Annotated in this window: 18 protein-coding genes; 12 read left to right on the top strand and 6 right to left on the bottom strand. The window is 58.5% G+C overall.

Annotated features, from left to right (window positions below):
- Positions 1-336 precede the first annotated feature (336 nt).
- The 4 genes from ACIQV9_RS02480 to ACIQV9_RS02465 all read right to left on the bottom strand — a co-directional run bounded on the left by ACIQV9_RS02480 (position 337) and on the right by ACIQV9_RS02465 (position 7,443).
- On the bottom strand, positions 337-1,758 hold the full coding sequence (locus ACIQV9_RS02480; protein WP_403097758.1) for an efflux transporter outer membrane subunit: 1,422 nt from the start codon (positions 1,756-1,758) through the stop codon (positions 337-339).
- Positions 1,755-4,937, bottom strand: coding sequence for an efflux RND transporter permease subunit (locus ACIQV9_RS02475; protein WP_403097756.1), 3,183 nt, complete (start codon positions 4,935-4,937; stop codon positions 1,755-1,757). The genes ACIQV9_RS02480 and ACIQV9_RS02475 overlap by 4 nt, the downstream gene beginning before the upstream one ends.
- A 15-nt stretch (positions 4,938-4,952) precedes the next feature.
- Positions 4,953-6,206 (bottom strand): multidrug efflux RND transporter periplasmic adaptor subunit MexE, encoded by a 1,254-nt coding sequence (gene mexE / locus ACIQV9_RS02470; protein WP_403097753.1) that lies wholly within the window; start codon positions 6,204-6,206, stop codon positions 4,953-4,955.
- Between the two features lie 319 nt (positions 6,207-6,525).
- The gene (locus tag ACIQV9_RS02465; protein WP_403097751.1) at positions 6,526-7,443 is read right to left on the bottom strand and encodes a LysR family transcriptional regulator; all 918 of its coding nucleotides are present in this window, start codon (positions 7,441-7,443) and stop codon (positions 6,526-6,528) included.
- A gap of 269 nt (positions 7,444-7,712) precedes the next feature.
- Between ACIQV9_RS02465 and ACIQV9_RS02460 the strand changes: the two genes are divergently transcribed.
- From ACIQV9_RS02460 to pgm, 4 genes are all read left to right on the top strand, one after another.
- Positions 7,713-8,735: a zinc-dependent alcohol dehydrogenase family protein gene (locus ACIQV9_RS02460; protein ID WP_219094102.1), complete on the top strand. Its 1,023-nt coding sequence runs from the start codon at positions 7,713-7,715 to the stop codon at positions 8,733-8,735.
- A gap of 559 nt (positions 8,736-9,294) precedes the next feature.
- Positions 9,295-10,773 (top strand): hypothetical protein, encoded by a 1,479-nt coding sequence (locus tag ACIQV9_RS02455; RefSeq protein WP_403097747.1) that lies wholly within the window; start codon positions 9,295-9,297, stop codon positions 10,771-10,773.
- A 64-nt stretch (positions 10,774-10,837) separates the two neighbouring features.
- Positions 10,838-12,238: a PLP-dependent aminotransferase family protein gene (locus ACIQV9_RS02450; RefSeq protein ID WP_403097744.1), complete on the top strand. Its 1,401-nt coding sequence runs from the start codon at positions 10,838-10,840 to the stop codon at positions 12,236-12,238.
- Positions 12,239-12,358: 120 nt separating this feature from the next.
- Positions 12,359-14,005, top strand: coding sequence for a phosphoglucomutase (alpha-D-glucose-1,6-bisphosphate-dependent) (pgm, locus tag ACIQV9_RS02445; protein WP_403097741.1), 1,647 nt, complete (start codon positions 12,359-12,361; stop codon positions 14,003-14,005).
- Positions 14,006-14,218: 213 nt separating this feature from the next.
- Here pgm and ACIQV9_RS02440 read toward each other — a convergent pair whose 3' ends face one another.
- On the bottom strand, positions 14,219-14,914 hold the full coding sequence (locus ACIQV9_RS02440) for a pirin family protein (RefSeq protein ID WP_403097738.1): 696 nt from the start codon (positions 14,912-14,914) through the stop codon (positions 14,219-14,221).
- Positions 14,915-15,194: 280 nt separating this feature from the next.
- Here ACIQV9_RS02440 and ACIQV9_RS02435 point away from each other — a divergent pair, with 280 nt between their 5' ends.
- Complete coding sequence (locus ACIQV9_RS02435) at positions 15,195-17,669, top strand: UvrD-helicase domain-containing protein (protein ID WP_403097735.1); 2,475 nt, start codon at positions 15,195-15,197, stop codon at positions 17,667-17,669.
- A gap of 56 nt (positions 17,670-17,725) precedes the next feature.
- Here ACIQV9_RS02435 and ACIQV9_RS02430 read toward each other — a convergent pair whose 3' ends face one another.
- Complete coding sequence (locus ACIQV9_RS02430; RefSeq protein ID WP_403097732.1) at positions 17,726-18,001, bottom strand: DUF1652 domain-containing protein; 276 nt, start codon at positions 17,999-18,001, stop codon at positions 17,726-17,728.
- A 262-nt stretch (positions 18,002-18,263) separates the two neighbouring features.
- On the opposite strand from ACIQV9_RS02430, the gene ACIQV9_RS02425 reads away from it, so the two are divergent.
- The 7 genes from ACIQV9_RS02425 (at position 18,264) to ACIQV9_RS02395 (ending at position 24,850) form a co-directional block, all read left to right on the top strand.
- Positions 18,264-19,079, top strand: a complete 816-nt coding sequence (locus ACIQV9_RS02425) for a helix-turn-helix domain-containing protein (RefSeq protein WP_403097729.1) — start codon at positions 18,264-18,266, stop codon at positions 19,077-19,079.
- 50 nt (positions 19,080-19,129) lie between these two features.
- Entirely contained in the window at positions 19,130-20,536 is a 1,407-nt protein-coding gene (locus tag ACIQV9_RS02420) for an NAD(P)/FAD-dependent oxidoreductase (RefSeq protein ID WP_403097727.1), read from the top strand.
- 43 nt (positions 20,537-20,579) lie between these two features.
- On the top strand, positions 20,580-20,921 hold the full coding sequence (locus ACIQV9_RS02415) for a cupin domain-containing protein (RefSeq protein WP_403097724.1): 342 nt from the start codon (positions 20,580-20,582) through the stop codon (positions 20,919-20,921).
- Positions 20,922-20,988: 67 nt separating this feature from the next.
- Positions 20,989-22,074 (top strand): polyamine ABC transporter substrate-binding protein, encoded by a 1,086-nt coding sequence (locus tag ACIQV9_RS02410; protein WP_403097721.1) that lies wholly within the window; start codon positions 20,989-20,991, stop codon positions 22,072-22,074.
- Between the two features lie 116 nt (positions 22,075-22,190).
- On the top strand, positions 22,191-22,445 hold the full coding sequence (locus ACIQV9_RS02405; RefSeq protein ID WP_403097719.1) for a hypothetical protein: 255 nt from the start codon (positions 22,191-22,193) through the stop codon (positions 22,443-22,445).
- 449 nt (positions 22,446-22,894) lie between these two features.
- The gene (locus tag ACIQV9_RS02400; RefSeq protein WP_403097716.1) at positions 22,895-24,352 is read left to right on the top strand and encodes a serralysin family metalloprotease; all 1,458 of its coding nucleotides are present in this window, start codon (positions 22,895-22,897) and stop codon (positions 24,350-24,352) included.
- A 75-nt stretch (positions 24,353-24,427) separates the two neighbouring features.
- A complete protein-coding gene (locus ACIQV9_RS02395) occupies positions 24,428-24,850 on the top strand; it encodes an AprI/Inh family metalloprotease inhibitor (RefSeq protein ID WP_403097714.1) in 423 nt (140 codons plus the stop codon).
- The last annotated feature ends 197 nt before the right edge of the window (positions 24,851-25,047 follow it).

The raw sequence follows: 25,047 nt of genomic DNA, 5'->3' as shown, positions 1-25,047 counted from the left end.
TGAGTCAAACCCTGACTCAGTTCAATGTCGGCGATTTTGCCTACGGGTCGCTGAGCGAAGAACGCCGGCGGCGCACCCTCAAGCAGCGTTTTGGGATCTCCAGTGGAAAACCAAAGACCTCAAAACCAACCCTATTCCTCTCCCTGTGGAAGCGAGCCTGATCGCGATAGCGGTGGGTCAGTCACTATCATCGTTGAATGTGCATCCGTCATCGCGAGCAGGCTCGCACACAGGAATTTGTATCGCATTATCGAGCAAAAAAAGCCCCGCGACCGAATGAGGCGCAGGGCTAAAAAATTGGTTGGTTGCGGCCAACCAAAGGAGCTCTTTAAAAAGTTACTTGCTGGCGACCGTCTCTGGTTGCCAGCCACCGCCAAGGGCTTTGTAAATCGCGACAATGCCGCGATACAGATCGGTTTCCGCCGAGGCCTGGGTATCTTCGGCCGCCAGACGCTCACGTTGTGCATCCAGCAGGACGAGGAAGTCGACGGTGCCTTCGCGGTAGCGGATCTCGGCCAGGTCCGCGGCTGAACGGCTCGCTTCGCTTTGACGAATCAGCGAGATCAGCCGTTGCTGACGTTTGCCGTAGTCGCTGAATGCGTTTTCCGACTCTTCGAGCGCCAGCAGCACTTGCTGCTCGTAGGTCGCCAACGCGCCTTCGGCATCGGCATCGGCCCCGCGCAAACGGGCCCGCACGCTGCCCAGGTCGAACGCAGCCCAAGTAATGCTCGGGCCAAGCGCCCAGGCATTGGCAGCCGCGGAACCGATCTGCGAGCCACGGCCGGCAGTAAAGCCAAGGAAGCCGCTGAGGCTGACCCGAGGGAACAGATCAGCCTTGGCTACGCCGATACGGGCAGTGGCGGAGGCCAGTTTGCGCTCGGCGCTGAGAATGTCCGGACGACGTTGCAGCAACTCACCCGGGTCACCGATCGGCAACGCTTTGGCAATCGCCGGCAAGTCTTTTGGACTCAAGTCGACGGCCAGCTTGTCCGGACGCTCGCCCAGCAGGGTGGCAATACGGTTTTTCTGCCGAACCTGTTCGGCCTGCAACTGCGGCACGCTGGCTTCGACCGAGGCGAGGCGTGCATCGGCACGCTCCACGTCCAGTTGATCGCCGACGCCGGCATCACGCAGGCTTTCGGTGATCTTGCGCGACTCCTGCTGGTTGTTCAGGTTGGCCAGGGCAATCTTTTCCCGCAGTTGTGCACCGCGCAGTTGACCGTAGGCGTCCACCAGTTCGGCAATCATGGTGACTTGCAGTTGGTACAGATCGGCTTCGGCCGCTTGTTGCTCGGCGTCGCTGGATTCCAGGTTGCGCTGGATACGACCAAACAAGTCGAGTTCCCAGGCCATGTCCAGGCCCAGGTCGTAGCGTTCGCTATTGACCCGTTTGGTGGTCTGGCCTGGAATCTGACCTTTACCCAATTCACTGCTGGCACGGCTGGTAATAGTGGGCATGGCGTCATTGCTGACGTCATCGCGAATCGCCCGGGCCGCTTTCCAGCGGGCGAAGGCCACGCGCAGATCACGGTTGCCTTGCAGCGATTGAGTCACCAACTGGTTGAGGGTCGGGTCTTCGAACTGCTGCCACCAGATGCCTTCGAAACGCGTGCGGTCGAAGTTTTTCTGACCGGCAGCGCCATCGGTGGCGGTGGTGATGTTGGCCGGCTCAGTGACTGGAGTCTTGTAGTCCGGGCCGACGGCACAGGCACTCAGGGCCAGTACCAGAAGGCTCGGCAGGAAGGCTTTCAGGCTCATTGTTGCGCCTCCAGTTTCAGGGCCTTGGCCGCTTTGCGCTTTTCACCGCGCTCCACAAAGTTACGAATCAATACGTAGAACACAGGTGTCAGCAACAGACCAAAGAAGGTTACCCCGAGCATCCCGGAGAACACCGCCACACCCATGGCGTGACGCATTTCGGCACCGGCACCGCTGGAGAAGACCAGAGGCACAACACCCATGATGAACGCGAAGGAGGTCATCAGGATCGGACGCAGACGCAGACGGCACGCTTCGAGCACCGCAGCCAGCGGGCTCATGCCGTCGTCCTGCTGTTTGTCCTTGGCGAATTCGACGATCAGGATCGCGTTCTTACACGCAAGTCCCACCAGCACGATCAAGCCGATCTGGGTGAAGATGTTGTTGTCGCCTCCCGAAGCAATCACACCGGTGATAGCCGACAGCAAGGTCATCGGTACGATCAGGATCACCGCCAGTGGCAGGCTCCAGCTTTCGTATTGAGCCGCGAGTACCAGGAACGCCAGCAGTACGCAGAGCGGGAACACGAACAGTGCGGTGTTACCGGACAGAATCTGCTGGTAGGTCAGGTCGGTCCACTCGTAGGTCATGCCGTTCGGAAGTTCTTCCTTGAGCAGTTTCTCGATGGCTTTTTCGGCCTGGCCGGAGCTGTAGCCGGGTGCTGCCGCACCGTTGATTTCAGCGGTGATGAAGCCGTTGTAGTGCATCACGCGGTCCGGCCCCGAGGTGTCGCTGACCTTGATGAAGGTCGCCAGCGGGATCATCTCGCCTTTGTTGTTGCGCACTTTCAGTTGACCGATCTGGTCCGGTTCGAGACGGAACTGCTGTTCAGCCTGGACGTTGACCTGGTAGGTGCGGCCGAAGCGGTTGAAGTCGTTGGCATACAGCGAGCCCAGGTAGATCTGCAGGGTGTCGAAGATGTCGCTGACAGCCACGCCGTGGGTCTTGGCTTTTTCCCGGTCGATGGCGGCATCGACCTGCGGCACGTTCACGGTGTAGCTGGTGAACAGGGCGGCCAGTTCCGGCACGTTGTGGCTCTTGGTGATGATGTTCATGGTTTCTTTGTACAGCTCGTCGTAGCCCAGGTTGCCCCGGTCTTCGATCTGCAGGCGGAAACCACCGATGGTGCCGAGGCCTTGTACCGGCGGCGGCGGAAAAATCGCCATGTAGGCTTCCTGAATCCCGGCGAACTGGCCGTTCAACGCACCGGCAATCGCACCGGCCGACATACTCGGGTCTTTGCGCTCGTCGAACGGTTTCAGGGTCACGAACACGATGCCGGCGTTAGGGCTGTTGGTGAAACCGTTGATCGACAGGCCCGGGAAGGCCACCGCACTTTCCACACCCGGCTGTTTCAGGGCCAGGTCGGACATGCGTTTGATCACGTCTTCGGTACGGTCCAGGCTCGAGGCGTCCGGCAGTTGCGCGAAGGCCACCAGGTATTGCTTGTCCTGGCCGGGTACGAAACCGGTCGGGGTGCTGGAGAAACCGAAGAAGGTCAACACCATCAGGCCTGCGTACAACAGCAGGGCAATACCGCTGCTGCGGATAACCCGGCCGACGGTGCCGACATAACTGTGACTGGCCTTGTCAAAGAAACGGTTGAATGGACGGAACAGCCAGCCACCGAAGATCTTGTCGAGGCCCCTGGAGAAACGGTCTTTCGGTGCGTCATGGCTTTTGAGCAACACCGCCGCCAATGCAGGCGACAGGGTCAGCGAGTTGAACGCCGAGATCACGGTCGAGATCGCAATGGTCAGGGCGAACTGTTTGTAGAACTGCCCGGTCAAGCCGGAGATGAACGCCGCCGGGATAAACACGGCACACAGCACCAGCGCGGTCGCGATAATCGGGCCGGTCACTTCTCGCATGGCCCGTTTGGTCGCTTCGACCGGTGTCAGTCCCAGTCCGATGTTTCGCTCGACGTTCTCCACCACCACGATGGCGTCGTCCACCACGATACCGATGGCCAATACCAGGCCGAACAGTGACAGGGCGTTCAGCGAGAAGCCGAACAGATGCATCACCGCAAACGTACCGATCAGCGAAACCGGCACCGCTACCAACGGAATGATCGAGGCGCGCCAGGTTTGCAAGAACAGGATCACCACCAGAACAACGAGGATCAGTGCTTCGAAGAGGGTGTGGACCACCGCCTCAATGGAGCCGCGCACGAAGATCGTCGGGTCATAGACGATGCTGAAGTCCATGCCTTCCGGGAAGTTCTTCTTCAGCTCGGCCATTTTCTCCCGAACGTCGTTGGAGATCTGGATCGCGTTGGAGCCAGGACGCTGGAAGATCGGGATCGCCACCGCCGGTTGATTGTTCAGCAAGGAGCGCAGCGCGTACTGGCTGGAGCCGAGTTCGACGCGGGCAATGTCTTTGAGGCGAGTGATTTCACCATTCTCGCCGGAGCGAATGATGATGTTCTCGAACTCTTCTTCAGAAACCAGACGGCCCTGAGTGTTGACCGACAGCTGGAACGCCGTGGCATTCGGCGCAGGGGGCGCACCCAGTGCACCGGCAGCGACCTGACGGTTCTGTTCACGAATCGCGGTCACCACATCGGTGGCGGTCAGGTTGCGCGAAGCGGTCTTGTTCGGATCGAGCCAGACCCGCAGCGAGTAGTCGCCCATACCGAACAGCTGCACGTCACCGACACCGCCCAGACGCGCCAGCTCATCCTTGATGTTAAGCAAGGCGTAGTTGGACAGGTAAAGCATGTCGTAGCGTTTGTCCGGCGAGGTCAAGTGCACAACCATGGTCAGGTCGGGCGAAGCCTTGTCGACGGTGATACCGATGCGCGTCACTTCTTCTGGAAGTTTCGGCTCGGTCCGGGTCACACGGTTCTGCACCTGTACCTGTGCGTTGTCCAGGTCGGTGCCCAGGGCAAAGGTGATGGTCAGGGTGATCTTGCCGTCAGCGGTGGACTGCGAGGACATGTACAGCATGTTCTCGACGCCGGTAATGGCTTGCTCCAATGGAGCGGCCACGGTTTCACCGATGACTTTTGGGTTGGCACCCGGGAAGTTCGCGCGGACCACAACGGTCGGTGGCACCACTTCCGGGTACTCGCTGATCGGCAACTGGAACAGCGAGATGGCACCGGCGATCAGGATCAGCAGCGACAGTACCGCGGCGAAGATCGGCCGTGAAATGAAGAATTGGGAAAAATTCATCGGAGTTGTCGTCCCTTAACCGCGTGGAGTCGCAGCAGCCAGTTTCACAACCGAACCCGGCGCGACCTTGGCAGGTGCGACTTGGGGCTGGTTGCTGGCTTCCAGCGCTTGTCGTTGTTGTGCGAGTGCCGCGAGGGTTTGTTCGCTGGCCATCGGGATCACTTCAGGGGTGACCGGCGAGCCAGGGCGAACCCGTTGCAGACCCTTGACGATGACAGTGTCATCCTTGTTCAGGCCGCTGCGCACGATGCGCAAGCCTTCGATTTTCGGACCCAGCTCGACGGCGCGATAGGCCGTCTTGTTGTCGGCATCCATCACCAGCACGAATTTCTTGCCCAGATCGGTACCGACGGCTTCGTCGTTGATCAGCACCGCGGAGTAGGTGCCGCTGCCGACCAGTTTCAAACGGGCATACAAGCCAGGGGTGTACTGTCCGTCGGCGTTATCAAAGACCGCGCGACCGCGGATGGTGCCGGTTTTCGGGTTGACCTGGTTGTCGACGAAGTTCATCACGCCTTGGTGCGGGTTGCCGTCTTCGTTGGACAGACCGAGGTAAACCGGGGTGGTTGCACCGCGTTTGCCCTGGCGAGCGAGCTGGGTGTATTTGAGGAACACACGTTCGTCGGCGTCGAAGTAGGCGTAGACCTTGTCGGTGGAAACGACGCTGGTCAGCGCGGTGGTGTCGGCGGTCACCAGGTTGCCGGCGGTGATTTCCGCACGGCTGACACGACCACTGATCGGCGCGGTGACACGGGTGAAGCTCAGGTTCAGTTTGGCCAGGTCCAGTTGCGCCTGGAGGGCGCCGACGGCCGCACGGGCTTCCTGGGAAGCGCTGGTGCGCGAGTCAGCAAGTTCAGCAGAGATTGCGTTGCTGGTGCGCAAGCGTTCGCCACGCTGGGCTTCATTTTCGCTGCGGGTGGCATTGGCGCGACCTTGGGCAACCAATGCTTCGAGGCGGCGGACCTCAGCCTGGAAGGGGCGTGGATCAATCTGGAACAGCAGGTCGCCTTTCTTGACCAGTGCGCCTTCGGTGAAGGCCACTTCATCAATCTGGCCGGAGACCCGTGGACGAATTTCTACGGTTTCTGGCGCTTCAAGGCGCCCGGTGAATTCGTCCCACTCGTTGACCGGTTGTTCCAGGACCTTGGCGACGCTGACTTTGGCCGCGGGCATGGTAGCGGCAGACTCCGGAGCCTTGCCGCAGGCGCTCATCACCAGTACGGCCAACATGGCCAATGGGAAGCGCAAATGTTTGAGTGACTGTTCCATGGATGCATCCGCCAATGTATTGAGATGGGCGGATCATGAGCGGCGGGGGTGGTATCGCACGAATCGAATGAAGCGAAGGTAACTATCATTCGGAATGATATAAGTCTGAGGCTAGCCCTCTAGCATGCGCCTTACATAAGACCACGATCAATTGGCTTGATGACAATTCTGTGTTGCTGGTAATGCAAAGGATTGGCTTGAGACCGAGTCGCGGCCTTCGCGGGCAAGCCCGCTCCCACAGGGATTTAAAAACGCCACAAATCACTGTGGGAGCGGGCTTGCCCGCGAAGAGGCCATCAGCCCCAACAAAAGATCAGGATCACGCCAGGCTATCCGGATCCCCAAAGAACATCTGAATCCGCGACCGCAACCAACGCTCACCCGGATCATTGTCCTGCGACCCACGCCACGCCATGTGCAATTCAAAGCTGCGCACCGGCAACGGCGGATCTTCAGCCCGCACACCGCCAGCCGCCGTCAACGCGTCTGCGGTGTAGTCTGGCACCGTCGCGACGATATCGGTCCCGCTGATGAGCGTGCTGAGCCCGTTGAACTGCGGCACCGCGAGCACTACATGGCGTTTGCGCCCAAGCTTTTCCAGTTCTTCATCTATAAAGCCGCTCAAGTCACCGGCAAACGACACCAGCGCATGGGGGCGAGCGCAGAAGTCATCCAGGCTCAATGGCCCCGGTACGGAATCGGCGCGCAACAGCTTCGGCATGCTGCGGCGCAGCACTTTGCGCTTGGCGTTGGCCGGCAGGTCGGCGGTGTAGCTGACGCCGATGGAAATCTCCCCCGAGGCCAACAGGCTCGGCATCAGGATGTAGTTGGCCCGCCGCACCACCAATACGATCCCCGGCGATTCCGCGCGCAAACGCTTGAGCAGCATCGGCAACAGCGCGAACTCGACATCGTCCGACAGGCCAATGCGGAACACCGCCGTACTGGTCGCCGGGTCGAATTCCGCCGCACGGCTGACAGCGGTGGAAATCGAATCCAGGGCAGGAGAGAGCAGGGCGAAGATTTCCACCGCACGGGCGGAAGGCTCCATGCTACGCCCGGTACGCACGAACAACGGATCATCGAACAGCCCGCGCAGGCGCGAGAGTGCCGCACTGATGGCCGGCTGACCGAGGAACAATTTCTCCGCAGCACGGGTCACACTGCGTTCGTGCATCAATGTTTCAAAAACGATCAACAGGTTCAGGTCGACACGACGCAGGTCATTACGATTCATCTGGAGTCCTGGCAGAGTCATCAAGCTTGACGAGAGCGGCCATATGAGAACAATGGCCGGCATGAATATTACGGGGAAAGGCTGCTACTCTGCACCGAATAATTCAGTTTCCCTGGAACGGCTACTCTGGATCTTTACGATAACCGTTGATCCTGTGGATGCTGCGGAATCAATGACAGGCATGTCGACTATTAATAGCCACTGATAGTCTTGGGTAGAAAGCCCAGATAGAGTTCAGGGCATTAGAGGTTTCTTTGACGAGGTTTGCGATGTCCCGCACGATCCGTTTTCACAAGTTTGGTCCAGCCGAGGTGCTCAAATGCGAAGAGCATGCGGCCGCTCTCCCTGCTCCGGGCGAAGTGCAGGTGCGCGTCGAGGCGATTGGCATCAGCTGGTACGACATTCTCTGGCGCCAGAACCTGGCCTCATCCCACGCTCGCCTGCCTTCAGGCCTTGGCCATGAAATGTCCGGCGTCGTCACGGCGGTCGGCGAGGGCGTCGATGACCTGGCGGTCGGTGACAAGGTCGCCAGCTTCCCGGCTGAAAGCCCCAATGACTATCCAGTCTACGGCGAGCAGATTGTTCTGCCTCGCTCGGCACTGACCCGCTACCCTGATGTGCTCAGCCCGATCGAAGCCAGCGTGCACTACACGCCGCTGTTGATCGCTTACTTCGCGTATGTCGATCTGGCGCGGGTCAAGCCCGGGCAATTTGCCTTGGTGACTGACGCCAGTCACTGTGCCGGCCCCTCCTTTGTACAGCTGGGCAAGGCATTGGGTGTGCGGGTGATTGCCGCCACCAAGACCGCTGAAGAACGTGAATACCTGCTGTCGCTGGGTGCCGAAAAAGTAATCGTCACCGAGGAAGAAGATCTGCTCATGCGGATCAACAAGATTACCGACAACCGAGGTGTCGATGTGGTTTTCGATGGCCTCGGTGGCCCGCAGATGTCACTGCTCGGCGATGTACTCGCGCCTCGTGGCAGCCTGGTGCTGTACGGCCTGCAAGGCGGTAACCAGACACCGTTCCCGGCCTGCGCAGCGTTCCAGAAGAATATTCAGTTCTTCGTTCACTGCATCGGCAACTTCACCGGCAAGCCGGAACTGGGCATCATCCAGGACCAGGTCGCACTGCAACGTGCCTTGCGCGACATCAACCAGCTGACCGCTGACCGCGTGCTGCTGCCACTCAAGACTCGGGTCTTCCCGTTTTCCGAGTTTGTCGAGGCGCATCGCTACATGGACGAATGCCCGTGTCGCGAACGGGTCGCCCTCCAGGTCGAACCGGCGTAACGCCACTGAAAAAAGTCCGTGCTTGCACGGACTTTTGCATTCTCCCTCCGAAATTCCGAGACGTCCCGTCAATCTGCGACGGGTCAGTTCAGCAACTGAACTGGTTTTTGCTCTCAATCTGTATCTTCTAATCACCCTGTAAGCCCCGATAATTGAATGATTACTTTCATCTCAAGGAATGAGCTATGGCTGGGTATTGGATAGATACTTTTCTTCGCGCTCCGGCAATACAAACTCAACAAATAGCGTGTTATCGATCAATTGCCGAAAAATTAATGGCGACTTCTTTCTTTATTTCTCGTGCTACATGTCTGTGGGACGCTGTCGGATATTTCCTAGGATCCCTCATGCGGTCGCAGGACGCCTGTCCTGCGGGGCTTTCCTGCAATCGTGAGCGGGAGGGATCACAAGTAAGCTCGATTCATTTCAAATAATTACTAAAAACTAAGTGTTAGCATTTGATATCAAGCACAACACTTTAATCATGTCAGGCAGCCGTTTGCGCAATGCATACAGTTGTTTGCGTGACATCGAACCTATGCGTAACAGGTAAACAATGATGACCCATACCCATGAACAGGCAATGAACTATGTTTATCAGCAAGTATTGCAGCGATTGCTGAGTTTTTTCTCACGCGCCGAGCGCACGGCATTGCAGTTGATGATTCAGCGTCTGGTGGTCGCCGCAGGAGGCATGGACCGTATCGGCGAATACAAGGTGTTGGCGATCCAGTCCGGGACCCGCGACAGTTGCTACACGCTTGCATTGCTGCGCGCCGCACAATTGAGCATCGCCGGCCGGGCACCTGCGACGTTCCAGCTGCGAGTCGCGACCTTGCGCACGAACGGCGCAAGCCCGACGGCCCTTGAAAACATCCATCGCAGTTGCAGTGCGTTGTTTCTCTACGACGATCCTCGGGTGGAGATAGTGATGGTCGATAACCGCGAAGTCCTGCCATTCAGCCATTTGGCGCCGGTTTCCGAAGCAGGCCGCGAGTCGAGTCGTCTCAATCTATTGATGGTTGGTCACCGGCGAACCTGGAATGGACCGCTCGACCTGTGGGATGACGGGTACCTGGCAGCGGGCGAGTTTTATGGGCAAATCTGCCGCTGGAACCGAGGCGTCGATGCGTTGGTCAGCAGCGATACACCTCGTCAGCAAAAGCAGTTCATGGATGGATTGACCCGTGCGGCGCAAAAGGCCGACCTCAAGGCATCGAATTACCCCGAATCCGGTTACGAAGAGCTGTTCGCACGACTGGATGAACTGGGCAGCGATTGCTACCGCGAGTTTTATCCTGAACATGGCCAGGCCGAGTGGCGCCCGGCCGAATCGTTCGAGGCGTGTCGGCGCACGACCTTCATCGATATTCACGACATGCTTGTCAGTGACCTGGAAGATCGCTGGCCACTGCTCACCGACTTCCTCGGGTTTCAGCCTGACGAACTGGCCGCACAGCTTAGCGATAATGAAAGTGTCAGCCTTTCGATTTCCGCGCACGTTCGGGGACTGGAGGCCTGTTTTGTTCACGGCCGCACCTATGAATCGGGCGTTGCTGAGTACGTGCAGCGGGCCTTGGTCATGATGCGTCGCAAACAACTTCCCGAGCGCTATTGCGAGCAGGCAATGGAGACGTTCGGCAATCCGACGACAATGTCCGACCAGCGTGCATTGGCGCAAGCCGAGGCCCAGAAAAACCTCGGCTTGAGCGAAGCTCAGCTGGTGTGCTTGCTGTTCGCGCCCTTTGTCGAGCATGGCGCCTCGCTTGAGCGTTTTCTACGCCAATGTCATCCCGGCATGCTCGTGGCGTTGCCCGATCTGCACCGGGCGATGCAGGGCAAGCCGGCGCCCGAGCAGGTTCTGCAATGGATGGTCGACGTCAGCGGGCTGCCCGTCAGTTTGATCGGCACGCTTTACCGCATGGGACCAGTGGCCAGGGGCGAGGAGCCTGGCCCGGAAATCGGCGATACGAATGTGCAAACGTTGGACCTTGACGCGGGCGCCGCTGCGAATGGCGAACGGTCAACGGGGCGTTGAGGGTGCCGGATTTTACCGCGTTCACCCGCAAGCGCCCCGTGCGTAGCGTGTTCGGTCGTTACCTATGAAAGGACCACGCGAAACCGACTTTGCCTATCAGGCGGTCTATCGTTACCTGACTAACCTCATCAACGAACCGGTCAGCGACACGCGAGTCCGCCTCCCTTCATTGCGGCAGTTGGCGGACCGTTTGAGCGTGTCGATTTCGACTATTCAGTACGCCTATTCGCTGCTGGAAAAGGAAGGGCGAGTGTATTCGGTCGCCAAATCCGGCTATTACGCGCTGCCCGTGTCGTCCATTCACCCGCTCAGCAGCGGCAATGACTTGCTCGAGACGGTCTATGTGAACGCCAGGCGTCCGGGAATGCTGGTGTTGAGTGCGGATGAACCGGCGTTGTTGCAGCCACTGGACAGCCCGTTATTGCTGCTTGAAAGAGAATTGCTGCGTCAGTACCCGCGTCAGCCGCAACCGACTTCACAACCTTGCGGCGAACTGGAACTGCGCGCCGCACTGGCCGCACGCTATACCTCGTCTCCGGCACGCTGCTGGCACGCCGATGATGTCTACATCGGCGCCGATTTGCGGGGTGTCCTGGAAATACTGATCGCCGTGCTGTGCCTCAAAGACGCCACGGTAGTCGTCGAATCGCCCTGCGACTGGACGATCCTGCGCTTGCTCCAGGACGGTGACGTCCAGGTCATCGAGCTGCCCTTGCAAGCCAATGGCGGCCTGGACCTTGAACAGCTCAAGCAACTGCTGGAGACAAAACCGGTGGGGCTGGTCATGCTTTCTTCCGGTCTCAACATGCCGCGCGGCAGCGTGGCTTCCCGCAGCAACAGGCAGTCCACCGCTGAACTGCTGGAGCGTCATGGCAGTTGGGTGTTGGAGAACGACTGCTACGGCGAACTCGAATTCGAGCCGGACGGCCTGCGGTTTCGCGATCTGCTGAACCCGGATCGGCTGATCGTTTTCTCCACCTTTGAAAAATCCATCGGGCCGGAAGCACCTTATGGTTATCTGCTCTCGCGGCAATTGAGCGTCGAACTGCAGCGGCATTTCCTGTTGCGTTCATTTCGGTTGTCGCCGATTCGCCAGAAAGCCATCGCACGGCTATACAGCAATGGACGAATCGATCAGCACTTGCTGGTATTGCGCCGGCTGCTCAAGGACCGCAAGGTGCACATGACCCAGTTGTTGCAGGAGCGTCTGGGTGATGCCTTGCATTTTGTCGAGCCGTTGGGCGGTGCGACGATCTGGTTGCGGTCATTGCGTCAGGTCGATGTGCGTCGGGTGTTCCAGCGCCTGCTCAAGCACCAGGTGGTGATTGCGCCAGGAGAACTGTTCAGCCTCCAGGGGTTGCATGCGCAACACTTGCGCCTGAGCCATACCTTCGGCGGCGACCATGACCTCGCAGCGGCCATGGGCTTGTTGGGTGATGCCTTGCGCCTGGAATCAATCGATTGAGCAGGGCCGCGGCTTTGGCGATTGATAACATTTCGCTCGGGATCGATAACGTCGCGCTGCGGTCAATCTGCCAGTAAACTGCGTTCCTATTCCTGAACCACTCTATTCCAGAGGTTTTGCATGACACTCAGTCCTTTTGCGGGCAAACCGGCACCGGCAGAATTGTTGGTCGACATCCCGCGACTGGTAACGGCCTACTACACCGGCCAGCCTGATGCCGCCATCTCGACCCAGCGCGTAGCCTTCGGCACGTCCGGACACCGAGGCAGCTCGTTCGACCTGAGTTTCAACGAATGGCACGTTCTGGCGATCAGCCAGGCGATCTGCCTGTACCGCGAGGCCCAGGGCATCGACGGTCCGCTGTTTGTCGGCATCGACACCCACGCGCTGTCCACTCCGGCCGGCGCCAGCGCCCTGGAAGTGCTGGCCGCGAACGGCGTGACCGTGATGATCGCCGAGGGTGACGAATACACGCCGACCCCGGCGATTTCTCACGCGATTCTTTGCTACAACCGCGGCCGTACTTCGGGCCTGGCGGACGGTATCGTCATCACCCCATCGCACAATCCGCCGCAAAGCGGTGGCTACAAATACAACCCCACCAACGGTGGACCGGCCGATACCCACATCACCAAGTGGATCGAAGCCAAGGCCAATGAGCTGCTGGGCAAGAAGCTGGCCGGTGTCAAACGCATCAGCTACGAGCAGGCGCTGAAGGCCAGCACCACCCATCGTCACGATTACCTCAACACCTACGTCGCCGACCTCATCAACGTGATCGACTTCGACGCCATCCGTGACGCCAAGCTGCGTCTGGGTGTCGATCCGTTGGGCGGAGCAGGGGTGCGCTACTGGTCGGCGATTGCCGAGCACTACCGTCTGGACCTGGAAGTAGTCAACAAACAGGTCGATCCGACGTTCCGTTTCATGACGGTCGATTGGGACGGCCAAATCCGCATGGACCCCTCGTCGAGCCATGCCATGCAAGGCCTGATCGGTCTGAAAGAGCGCTTTGATGTAGCGTTTGCCTGTGACCCGGATCACGATCGCCATGGCATCGTCACCCCCTCCGGTGGTCTGCTGGCACCGAACAGCTACCTCGCCGTCTCTATCGACTACCTGTTCCAGAACCGCCCGCAGTGGCGCGCCGACGCTGCCGTGGGCAAAACCGTGGTCAGCAGCGGCTTGATCGATCGCGTGGCCAAGCGCCTGGGTCGTCGCCTGTACGAAGTGCCGGTCGGTTTCAAATGGTTTGCTGACGGCCTGTTCGACGGTTCGCTGGGTTTTGGCGGCGAAGAAAGCGCGGGTGCCTCGTTCCTGCGCAAGGACGGCGGCGTCTGGTGCACCGACAAGGACGGCTTGATTCCGGCATTGCTGGCGGCAGAAATGACCGCTCGCACCGGTCGCGACCCGAGCCAGGCCTACCGTGCGTTGACCGACGAACTCGGCGAACCGTTCTCGGTGCGCGTCGATGCCAAGGCCAACCCTGAACAGAAAGCTTTGTTGAGCAAGCTGTCACCGGATCAGGTCACCTCGACCCAACTGGCCGGCGAAGCGATCCAGAGCATCCTCAGTCATGCGCCGGGTAATGATCAGGCCATCGGTGGTTTGAAAGTCATGACCGAGAATGGCTGGTTTGCGGCACGGCCTTCGGGGACTGAGGACATTTACAAGATCTACGCTGAGAGCTTCGTCAGTGACGAGCATCTCAAGCAGTTGGTTGCGGAAGCCCAGACCCTGGTGGATGGCGCTATTTCTGCGAAATAAGTGACGGACCTGTGGCGAGGGGGCTTGCCCCCGTTGGGTCGCGAAGCGGCCCCCGGCATTTTCCCAGCTATACCGCGATATAGATCTGACGACTGCTTCGTAGCCGAACGGGGCGATGCGGCGTTCCGACAAGCCCCCTCGCCACAAAGGTTCAGATGTAAAAAAGGGGCGACCATCAACGGTCGCCCCTTTTTTTGCCCTGCATTTACCCGATCAAGCCAGATCCACCAACACGATTTCACTGTCTTCGATGGCAGTCACTCGCAACACCTGCTCATCCGCCACCGCCACACCGTCTCGAGCTTGTGCACGCAAGCCATTGACTTCAATGACCCCGGTAGCCGGAACCAGGTAAGCGCGACGGCCACTGTCCAGCTGATATTCAGCGGATTCACCAGCCTTCAGGTTCGCGGCCACCAGCCGTGCATCGGCACGGATCCGCAGGCTTTGATCGTCACCCGCCTTGCCGCTGGCCAACGTCACAAAGCCTTCGCGTTGGCCTTTCGGGAAAGGCTTGGCGCCCCATGAAGGGGCCAGACCGGATTCATTCGGAATGATCCAGATCTGGAAAATCTTGGTTTCGCCCGCTTCCAGGTTGTATTCGCTGTGAGCGATCCCGGTGCCGGCGCTCATCACCTGAACGTCGCCCGCTTCGGTACGACCCTTGTTGCCAAGGTTGTCTTCGTGGGTAATTGCGCCTTCACGAACGTAGGTGATGATTTCCATGTCCCGGTGCGGGTGTTTCGGGAACCCGGTGCCGGAGACGATCACGTCGTCGTTCCATACCCGCAGGTTGCCCCAATTCATGCGTTTCGGGTCGTGGTACTCGGCGAACGAAAAGTGGTGATGCGCATCCAACCAGCCGTGGTGGGCGCCGCCCAGGGAGTTGAAAGGTCTGAGTTCAAGCATGATCGTCTCCTGAAAAGGTTCGTCATGGGGCAGAGCGCCTGAGCCACGAAACGAGAACCGGTGGTTGATGGCGGGCATCATCTATCAGGCACCAATCGATAAAAAGCGTAAAAAATGCCTCAATATGATCGATTTAATTGATGTCAAATGCCCTCGAAACATTCTCATCCAGCCTTCACTTCATCGTATAAGCCAATGACCTGTAAGCATTTCACTAGAACTCAACGGCAAATACGGACACCATAGCCCTCAACAGCCTCACACCCTGGAGTCAGTCCGCGTGCCGCAACACACCCCCGATCTTCCTCCCGAACTCCGTCCCCTGGCCGAGATGCCACTGCTCAAGCGTCTGGCCGCCCGATTCTTTGGTCATGGCCTTACGCGCCTGCGTGCGCAGCACCGTGCGTCGTGGCTGCACGGACAAGCCGACGGTTTTCGCAGCGGTCACAGCGCCGGGGTGGATTACGGCTATAAGGAAGGGAAAGCCGAGGGGCTGGAAGAAGGTCGGCAAGTGCTGTTGATCCGCGATTCGCGCTCGACCGAGCATCGGCCGCCTAATGTCGATGACAACTTGTTCGACGATTGGCGCCTGCCCTTGAGCGCCGAGCTGAAGAAGCGCATGAAGGCCGATGTCGCCCGACTGCTGCCACCTCACGCCCAGCCAAACGTCGCCCAGTGGAAGATGATTTTCAGCGAGACGCCTTCGACGTCAGTGATTGCGGGGGCCGGGGCGGGCAAGTCGACGACGCTGGTATTGCGTATCCTGCTGCTGACCCATTACCTGGGGTTCGAGCTGAGTTCGATGACCGTCGTGACCTTCACCCGCGAGTCGCGCAAAGACTTCATTAATAAGCTGATCGAACTCTTTGCATTGTGGGGCCGGGCGCTGAGCCTCAAAGAGGCGCGGGATCTGGTGCGTACTTTCCACTCGCGAATCCTGCCAATGGTTCGCAGCCTGCCGGGGTTCGAGCGTCTGCAAGCGTTCGAAAACCTCAGCAATCGCGCGCAAAACGGCGATGAGGAGGTCGACAGCAATCCCTTCGACCTGCGCATCAATGACGCTCAGCGGCAGCAACTCAATGCCTGTTTTCACAGCCTGCACACCCGTGATGAGCGTTTTCGCGAGCTGATCAAGCCGCTGTCCCGTCATGCCTTGCAGCTCAAGGAGCTTGAGCGCGATCACCCTGATGTGCAGAAACGCATGGCGGTCACCGAATTGGCGGCCAAGCGTGATGAAGAGCTCTGCGACACGATTGAAGATCTGTGGTTTCGCGCTGGCGCCTGGCCAATCAAAGGCATCGAGCCCAATCGGCAGGCATTCGACATCAATGGTGCGACCTTCCATTGTCACGGCTACATCCCGACGCTGGATGCCTGGGTGGTGCTCGGTTTTGACCCCCGGGAAAACCCGCAAGTCTGCCGCCCGAATGCCAGGTTAACGGTTCGCGCCGAATGGGCAGTGAAGCGAACCCTGTTTCAAGCTTTCTGTCGTAAGCCATTGATATGGTTGGATAGTTACGAATCTTCAAAGCGCGTACTGGCTTCGCTGGCAGGGGACGCCAGTGCCGGCCCGGGCTTCGATTACAAGGTGAAGGGTGAGTTGGGGTCAGCTCCCTTGCTGGACTGCTTTGTGGCTGCCGCCGGGTTTATCGAAAACCTGGGCCTGGATGTTCCGAATGCCGTTGGCCAGATGAGTTTCGCCAAGGATGATCCGGACCGGTATTTCTTCGAGGCGTTGAGTCTGTTCTGGCGCGCCCTGGAAGATCATTTGCTCGATCAAAAGCCACCGGTGATGACCTACAACCGGATGTTTGCCTTGTTCAGCGAGCATTCCCCGGAAAACCTGAAGCTGCTGAGCGATGAGCTGCTGAGGCCTTTGTTGCATCTGATGATCGACGAATTTCAGGACGTATCGCCGCAGATTGTCTCCTGGATTCGTGCCAGCCTGGCCGAGATACGCCGTCGCGGCCCGGCAATGCACGTGGGGCGAGGCGCGCAACGTTCGTCGTTGCTGTGCGTCGGCGATGACTGGCAGTCCATTTATGGCTGGCGCGGCAGTTCGCCGACGTATTTCATGGAGTTCAACAAGGAATTCCCGTCGCCGAGCACCACGAAGGTGATGCTCAGCGACAACTACCGCAGCCATCAGCACATCATTGACGCGGCCGAGCATATCGTCCGCGCAGCGCCGTCCATCGCAGGAAAGAAGGCCAAGGCCAGCGGTGAACCCAAGGCACTGTTGCCAGTGAACGTCATGGAACGGGACGATCAGGGCATGGCTCAACGCCTGATCCAGCATTACCAACAGGGTGATTCTATCTTGATGCTTTATCGAAAAAGCAGCGATAAGCTATTGATTGAACAGCATATTCAGTCTGTAGTTAATGTGGATTCTAGCTTGCCGTATGATGCTCGGCGCATCAAACAGCTGACGTATCACAGCGCCAAGGGCTTGCAGGCCGACGCGGTGTTCTTGCTTGGTGATTGCCAGCACCTGACCAGTTCTCCTTACAAGAACCAGGTTTATCGTATGGCGGGACTTGGCAAGGCGGGCGACAACGAGCCTTACGACAACGCACAGAAAGACGAAATCCTGCGACTGGCTTACGTCGGCATCACGCGGGCGGTGAGTCATTGCTACTGGTATGTCGACGGGCAGGACACTCAGGCGGCGAACACGCCCAAGGCGTCTGACCGGATTGGCAAGGACAAGCCGTTCTTCGCTGATCACCGTCAAGGTCAGAAGCTGGTCTGAACCCGAGCCCACAAAAAAGCCCACATGATGTGGGCTTTTTGTTGGGCGTTTGACACTCAGGCGTAACTCTTGAGGGCCTCGGGAGGAATGAAAGACTCAAGTTCGTCTTCCACGGCTTCGATTATTCGTTCTACGTCCGCGGCATTCATCACGGTTGCGCAAGGTATGCCTGCAATGGCGATCATGGTCTCGCCACTGGCGCGGTCAAACAGACGGGCGATCATGCTGCCCGGCGCGTCCATGCTCGCCTCGAATCCCATGGGATGAAAATGCCAGCGCATCAGCTGACAGGCGTTTGGAAACGTAACTTTGCTGAAAGACCCTTTATTCATGTGTTGCCCGCCTTCTTCATCGAGCGCTTCCTTTAGCTCATGTTAGGAGGGAAGAGCCTTCAATGGCTCAACCGGTGATTGCCTTTAAAAGTAGCATCCAGATGTGAAAACCATGTGATTTTTTTCAGTCCGTTTGGCGATTGCTACCGTTTTTTTGATGTGGATCACTGCCGGGCCTTGCTCGGCGTTACGGCGATTGGGTCTGGCCATTGAAGCCGTGGCCGAACTTCGGCAAGCTCGGTTTTTTTTCGTCGAGTCCTTTATGCACGCCGATGATGATGGCCCGCGGCAAACCCAGGCCACGGGTGAGACGGTCATGCGCTACCACCTGTGCTGGAAACACCGGGATCTGGACGGTGTCATGGCGCTTTATCACCCGGACGTTCAGTACAACGATTTTTTCCAGAACCGGGTCATGGGCCTGCACGAGTTGCGCGAGTACGTGCGCGGCAGCATGCCGCGTAACCCGGACGAAGCGCTGGAGCATTCCGATCGCATACGCCTGGACGGCAACACCGCGTTCATCCAGTACCAGATGACCTTGCGCGGCGGTGAAGGGCTGGTGTCGTTCCGTTCCAGTGAAGCAATCACGGTGCGCGACGGGTTGATCTGGCGTGTCAACGAATACGCGTCCCTCGTGCGCGAACAACCCCCAAGCAACACCGCGGCGAACTTGCGCCCGGCCGCCAGCCGGCTCGGGCTTTCACCGCGCCAGTTGAGCTTCATGGCTGACGACCTGCAACAGTATTTCCAGCGCCAGCAGCCTTATCTGGACCCCGAGCTTGATCTGCAGCGGGTGGCGCAGGAGTGTGGTTACAGCCGCAATCAAATTTCCTATCTGCTGAATCAAGTGCTGGGCCAGAGCTTCTATCGCTATGTAAACCAGGCAAGGCTGCAGCATTTGCTCGCGGCGCTGGACGCCGCCACGCCACCGTTGCGCATTGATGAGCTGGCGTTTGCCGCCGGCTTCAACTCGTTATCGGCGTTCTACAGTTGTTTCCGCCAGCACACAGGGCTGTCGCCCAAGGCTTACGTCAAACAAATTTCTTTGCGTGCACGCGCGCACGACAGTCCCTGAGCTCACGCACTAGGATCGACGCCATCGAAGTTTAAGTGGCGGAGTCTGGCATGTCGGCGTGGCGCACTATCAGTTTGTGGATGGATCAACTCGACGAGCCGTTGCTGGCGCGTCCAGCGCTGGAGCACGATCTGGACCTCGACGTGGCCATCATCGGCGCGGGTTACACCGGACTCTGGACTGCGTACTACCTCAAGCGCCTGGCGCCAGGCCTGGACATCGCCATCGTCGAAGCGCAAACCGCCGGTTTTGGCGCGTCGGGCAGAAACGGCGGCTGGCTGATGGGTAACTTGCTGGGCGAGGACCGATTATTGGCCGGATTGCCGCCGGACCAACGTCGCGCCTCTTTCGATCTGCTGCACAGCATCCCTGATGAAGTCGAGATTGTCATCGAACGTGAGGGCATCGACTGCGATTATCGCAAAGGCGGGGTGCTGTACTGTGCCGCGCGCTATCCCGAGCAGGAAACCAGCCTGCGAGACTATCTGGACAAGCTTTACCGCCAAGGCCTGACCGAGAGCGATTACCGCTGGCTCAGCCCAGAACAGCTGGCGCAACAGATCAGAGTTGCGAAGCCTTATGGCGGTATCTATGCACCGCACGTCGCGACCATTCACCCGGCAAAGTTGGTGCGAGGTCTGGCGGAAACGGTCGAGCGCATGGGTGTCAAAATCTACGAAAACAGCGCGGTCACGCAGTGGCAATCGGGGAGTTTGCGCACGGCCAAGGCTCAGGTCCGCAGCCGGTGGATCGTGCCGGCGGTAGAGGGTTATTCGGTCACGCTGCCACCACTGGGCCGCTATCAGTTACCGGTACAAAGCCTGATTGTCGCCACCGAGCCACTGTCCGCCGCGACCTGGGACGAAATCGGCTTGAGCCGCGGCCAGGCGTTCAGCGAAAGCAGTCGACAGGTCACCTACGGCCAGCGCACGGCGGACAACCGCCTGGTGTTCGGCGCCCGGGGCGGCTATCAGTTTGCCGGCAAGTTGCGCCATGACTTTGACCTGACCACCAGCGAAGTGGAGTTGCGGCGCTACCTGTTCGGCGAACTCTTCCCGCAACTCAAGAACGTGCAGATTACCCACGCGTGGGGCGGCAACCTGGGCATGTCCCGGCACTTCAAGCCGCACATGCTCTGCGATCACGCCAGCGGCATTGCCTTGTCCGGCGGTTATGGCGGCGAGGGCGTCGGCGCCAGCAACCTGGGTGGCAGAACCCTGGCGGATCTGATTCTGGAGCGCGATACCGAACTGGTTCACCAGCCTTGGGTCATGCCCCAGGGCGGTCTCGACACGCTCCGGGCCTGGGAACCGGAGCCCTGCCGCTGGCTGGGTTACAACGCGATCATCCGCAGCTTCGTCCACGAAGACCAGACCCTGGCCAACCCGGCTACGGCCCCTTGGCGCCGCAAACTGGCGAGCAAGGTGGCGGGGTTCATGGAAGGTTTCATGCACTGAACGGCACGCTTTTCATCTATAGGCTCAATCGACAGGTACTCCCATGGGCATCACCCAATTCAAGAACACCGCAACACTGGAACTGGACGCGTCGAACCCCGTCGCCGTGCCGTTGGGAACGCCGGTGGCGGTGGCCTCGACCACCAGCGTCGAACGCGACGACGGCGTCGAAACCGGCGTCTGGGAATGCACGCCCGGCCGATGGCGCCGGCAGATCGTTGCGCAGGAATTCTGTCACTTCATTCAGGGCCGCTGCACCTTCACCCCGGATGACGGTGAAACCCTCTACATCGAAGCCGGTGACGCACTGATGTTGCCGGCCAACAGCCTCGGCATCTGGGACATCCAGGAAACCGTGCGCAAGACCTACGTTTTGATTTTTTGATTTTGATCCTTTGATTGCCTGCCAGCCCTCCAATAAAAAGCACAACAGCTCATACAGGAATCGACTCATGATCCGAAAGACACTGACCCTCGCACCCCTTGCGCTCGTCGCGTCGCTCAGCCACGCGGCCGAGACCGTCAAAATCTATAACTGGTCGGACTACATCGCCCCGGACACCACGAAAAACTTCCAGAAAGAAACCGGCATCGCCTTCAGCTACGACGTCTACGACAGCAACGAAACCCTTGATGGCAAGTTGATGACCGGCAAATCCGGGTACGACGTGGTATTCCCGTCCAACCACTTCATGGCACGGCAGATTCAGGGCGGGGCGCTGAAGAAGCTCGACAAGAGCCAGCTGGCGAACTGGAAAAATCTCAACCCGGTGTTGCTCACCGCGCTGCAGACCAACGATCCCGGCAATGAACACGGTTTCCCGTACCTGTGGGGCAGCACCGGCATTGGCTACAACATCGCCAAGGTCAAGGCCGTGCTGGGCGACAACGCGCCCGTGGATTCCTGGGACCTGATCTTCAAGCCCGAGAACATGGCCAAGCTGCAAAAGTGCGGCGTCGCCATCCTCGACAACGGCCCTGAACTGCTGCCGGCCGCGCTGAACTACCTGGGGCTACCGCACCACAGCAAGAACCCGGAAGACTACAAAAAAGCTGAAGCGCTGCTGATGAAAGTCCGGCCCTACGTCAGCTATTTCCACTCATCCAAATACACCAGCGACCTGGCCAACGGTGACATCTGCGTGGCGGTCGGCTTCTCCGGCGACATCCTGCAAGCCGAGAACCGTGCCAAAGAAGCCAAGAACGGCATCGACATCGGCTACGCCATTCCCAAGGAGGGCGCCGCCATCTGGTTCGACATGGTCGCCATGCCCACCGACGCCCCGGACGAAAAAGCCGGCTACGCGTTCATGAACTACCTGCTGCGCCCGGATGTCATGGCCAGCATCAGCAACCACGTGCACTACGCCAACGGCAACCAACAGGCCGACAGTCTGATCGACCCGGCCATCAAGAACGACACCAAGGTGTATCCGAGCCCGGAAATGATGGGCAAATTGTTTGCGCTGGAGGCGATGCCGCTGAACATTGACCGGATTCGCACACGAGTGTGGAACAAGATTCGGACGGGGAGTTGAGGGCCGCCAAAGCGCGTTATTGACTGTCTGCACCTGTTACTTCTGACAGTAGATAGTCGGCAAAATCTTTTGTAGCGTTGACGGCACAGACATGACGTCTGCAAAGGAGAATCGCAATGAACACATCAGATTTGAAAGCTTACCTTGAAGGAGAGATTAACCTCGCTGCCCAGCGAATCATCGATAAAGGCACCCAGTCCGATCATATCGCCTTTGGCAGGTTGCATATGTTGCTGAGCTTGAGTCGTATCGTGCTCGAAGAATCAACACCCGAGGACCTCGGCATATGGGGGAGCATCAACGACATCCTCCAGAACCTGGGGATCCTGGACAGTCGAGAAACGGTCTTATCCGTTATCGATGAGGTTTAGAAAATAGTGTGGCTGCGGGTAAACGCGATGGTGAGCACGCAACGTGTTCACCATCGGTTTTTCTGTTCATCTGGAAGTCATCGCAGCTGACCACACCTCATCGAGCGTTTGATTTAGCTGATGGCATTGCAATGGCACTCATATTAATAAGTCCCGAAAAGTGAGGCCTGTTCGACAAAAAACAACTTAACCATATTTAATATTTAAATACGAAATCGTCAGACAATTAGTCCGAAACCCGCAACTTAAAACTATATTTCGACAGCGCAGGCATTGTTTCCGGGTACTTGCTGGAGCAGAACAATTTGACGTCAAAAAAAATGTAGACGTTTGATTTCGAATTGTGTCAGTTTTCTTTCGCCTTCATTGGGCGAGTGATAGGACGATCTCGCCAGAGATTGTCGCTATCTGACAAAAACTGTTCCATTGCTAAACAAGGAAGTGTGTTTATGTCGAAAGTTAAAAACAACGCTATTGATCTTGCCGAACAGGCCTTTTCGCCATTGCAAGCATTGGCTGCGCCCAGTTCCGCGTACAACCAGATCGACAGCTTCAGCCATCAGTATGACCGGGGTGGCAATCTCACGGTCAATGGCAAACCCTCCTATTCCGTCGACGAGGCAGCGACCCAATTGCTGCGCGACGGTGCTGCCTACCAGGACAAGGACGGCAGCGGCAAAATCGAACTGACCTACACGTTCCTGACCTCGGCGTCGTCGAGCACCATGAACAAGCACGGGATTACCGGCTTCAGTCAGTTCAGCGCTCAACAGAAAGCCCAGGCCGTGCTCGCCATGCAATCCTGGGCCGATGTAGCTAAAGTCACTTTTACCGAGAAAGCCACGGGCGGCGATGGTCACATGACCTTCGGCAACTACAGCGGCGGCCAGGACGGCGCAGCGGCATTCGCCTACCTGCCTGGCACCGGCGCCGGTTATGACGGTACGTCCTGGTACCTGACCAACAGCAGCTACACGCCCAACAAGACGCCGGACCTGAACAACTACGGTCGTCAAACCCTGACCCACGAAATCGGTCACTCCCTGGGCCTGGCCCACCCCGGCGACTACAACGCCGGTGAAGGCGCGCCGACTTACAACGACGCGACCTACGCAGAAGACACTCGCGGCTACAGCCTCATGAGCTACTGGAGTGAAAGCAATACCGATCAGAACTTCAGCAAGGGCGGCGTCGAAGCCTATGCGTCCGGTCCGCTGCTGGACGATATTGCCGCCATCCAGAAGCTCTACGGTGCCAACACCACCACCCGCACCGGTGACACCACCTACGGTTTCAACTCCAATGCCGGACGCGATTTTCTGAGCGCGTCTTCGTCGTCGGACAAGGTCGTGTTCTCGGTGTGGGATGCGGGCGGCAAAGACACGCTGGACTTCTCCGGTTTTACCCAGAACCAGAAGATCAACCTCAATGAAGCCTCGTTCTCCGACGTTGGCGGTATGGTGGGCAACGTTTCCATTGCCAAGGGTGCAACCATCGAGAACGCGATTGGCGGTTCGGGCAACGACCTGCTGATTGGTAATGGGGTATCCAACGAACTGAAGGGCGGTGCCGGCAACGACATCCTCTTCGGCGCGGGCGGTGCGGACAAGCTGTGGGGCGGTACCGGCTCGGACACCTTTGTGTTTGCGGCCAGCAGCGACTCCAAGCCGGGTGTGGCCGATCAGATCCTCGATTTTGTCAGCGGCCTGGACAAGATTGACCTGACCGGCATCACCAAAGGCGCGGGCCTGCACTTCGTGAGCTCGTTCACCGGTGCGGCAGGCGATGCAGTGTTGACCTCTTCGGGCGGTAACAGCCAGTTGGCGGTGGACTTCTCCGGGCACGGCGTAGCTGATTTCCTGGTCAGCACCGTTGGCCAGGCGGCGTTCTCGGACATCGCTGCGTGATGTAACGCGATAAGGAGGGTGGCGCCGATGCGCCGCCCTCTGTGCCAAAGGCCACAAGCTGGAGTACAACAACCTATGGCTCATAAAGCCTTTACTCACCGAACAACCGCGTGGCTCCTGGCGACGTTGATGATTTTTTTTGGAGAGACAGCCATGGCGAGCAGCCTGAAATTAGCGGATCCCTCGGAACTGGCCGGCAAATGGCAGGCGACCCTGAGCGCCAAAGATGACTCACCAGAGTCCCAGACGTCGCAAGACAAACCGTCCAACGTATGCGTCATCGACTTTCAGCCAACGCAGACACTGGGTGAGGGCGCTGGATGCCTCGGTGCCTGGCTGCAAAAGCCTGCGATTGGCTGGTTCCCGGAACCGGACGGCATCGCTATCACCGGTGACGAAGGCTCAAGAATTGTGTTTTTCAGCCGACAGCATGAAGGGCTTTATCAAAGCACATTGAAGTCGGGTCTGATCATTACGCTCAAGCGCGCTGCGCTTTAAGCGAAAAGTACCGAGCCGACGCAAGTGTTGAATATAAAGCGCGTAGTTGCCGTTATAAGCTTCAGATCAATAACCTGACTTTTAATAAAATATAGAAAGTTGTTATTCATTTGTAAGCGCTGACCGGCAAAGAATGTCTCGACCCGTGTGCGGACAGTTAATTGACATCTCGCCAAAACCGGGCGAGGAATATCATC

It is taken from the genome of Pseudomonas sp. NPDC099000 (genome assembly GCF_044759925.1).
GTDB lineage: Bacteria > Pseudomonadota > Gammaproteobacteria > Pseudomonadales > Pseudomonadaceae > Aquipseudomonas.
This window is presented reverse-complemented; position numbering and strand designations above follow the sequence as displayed.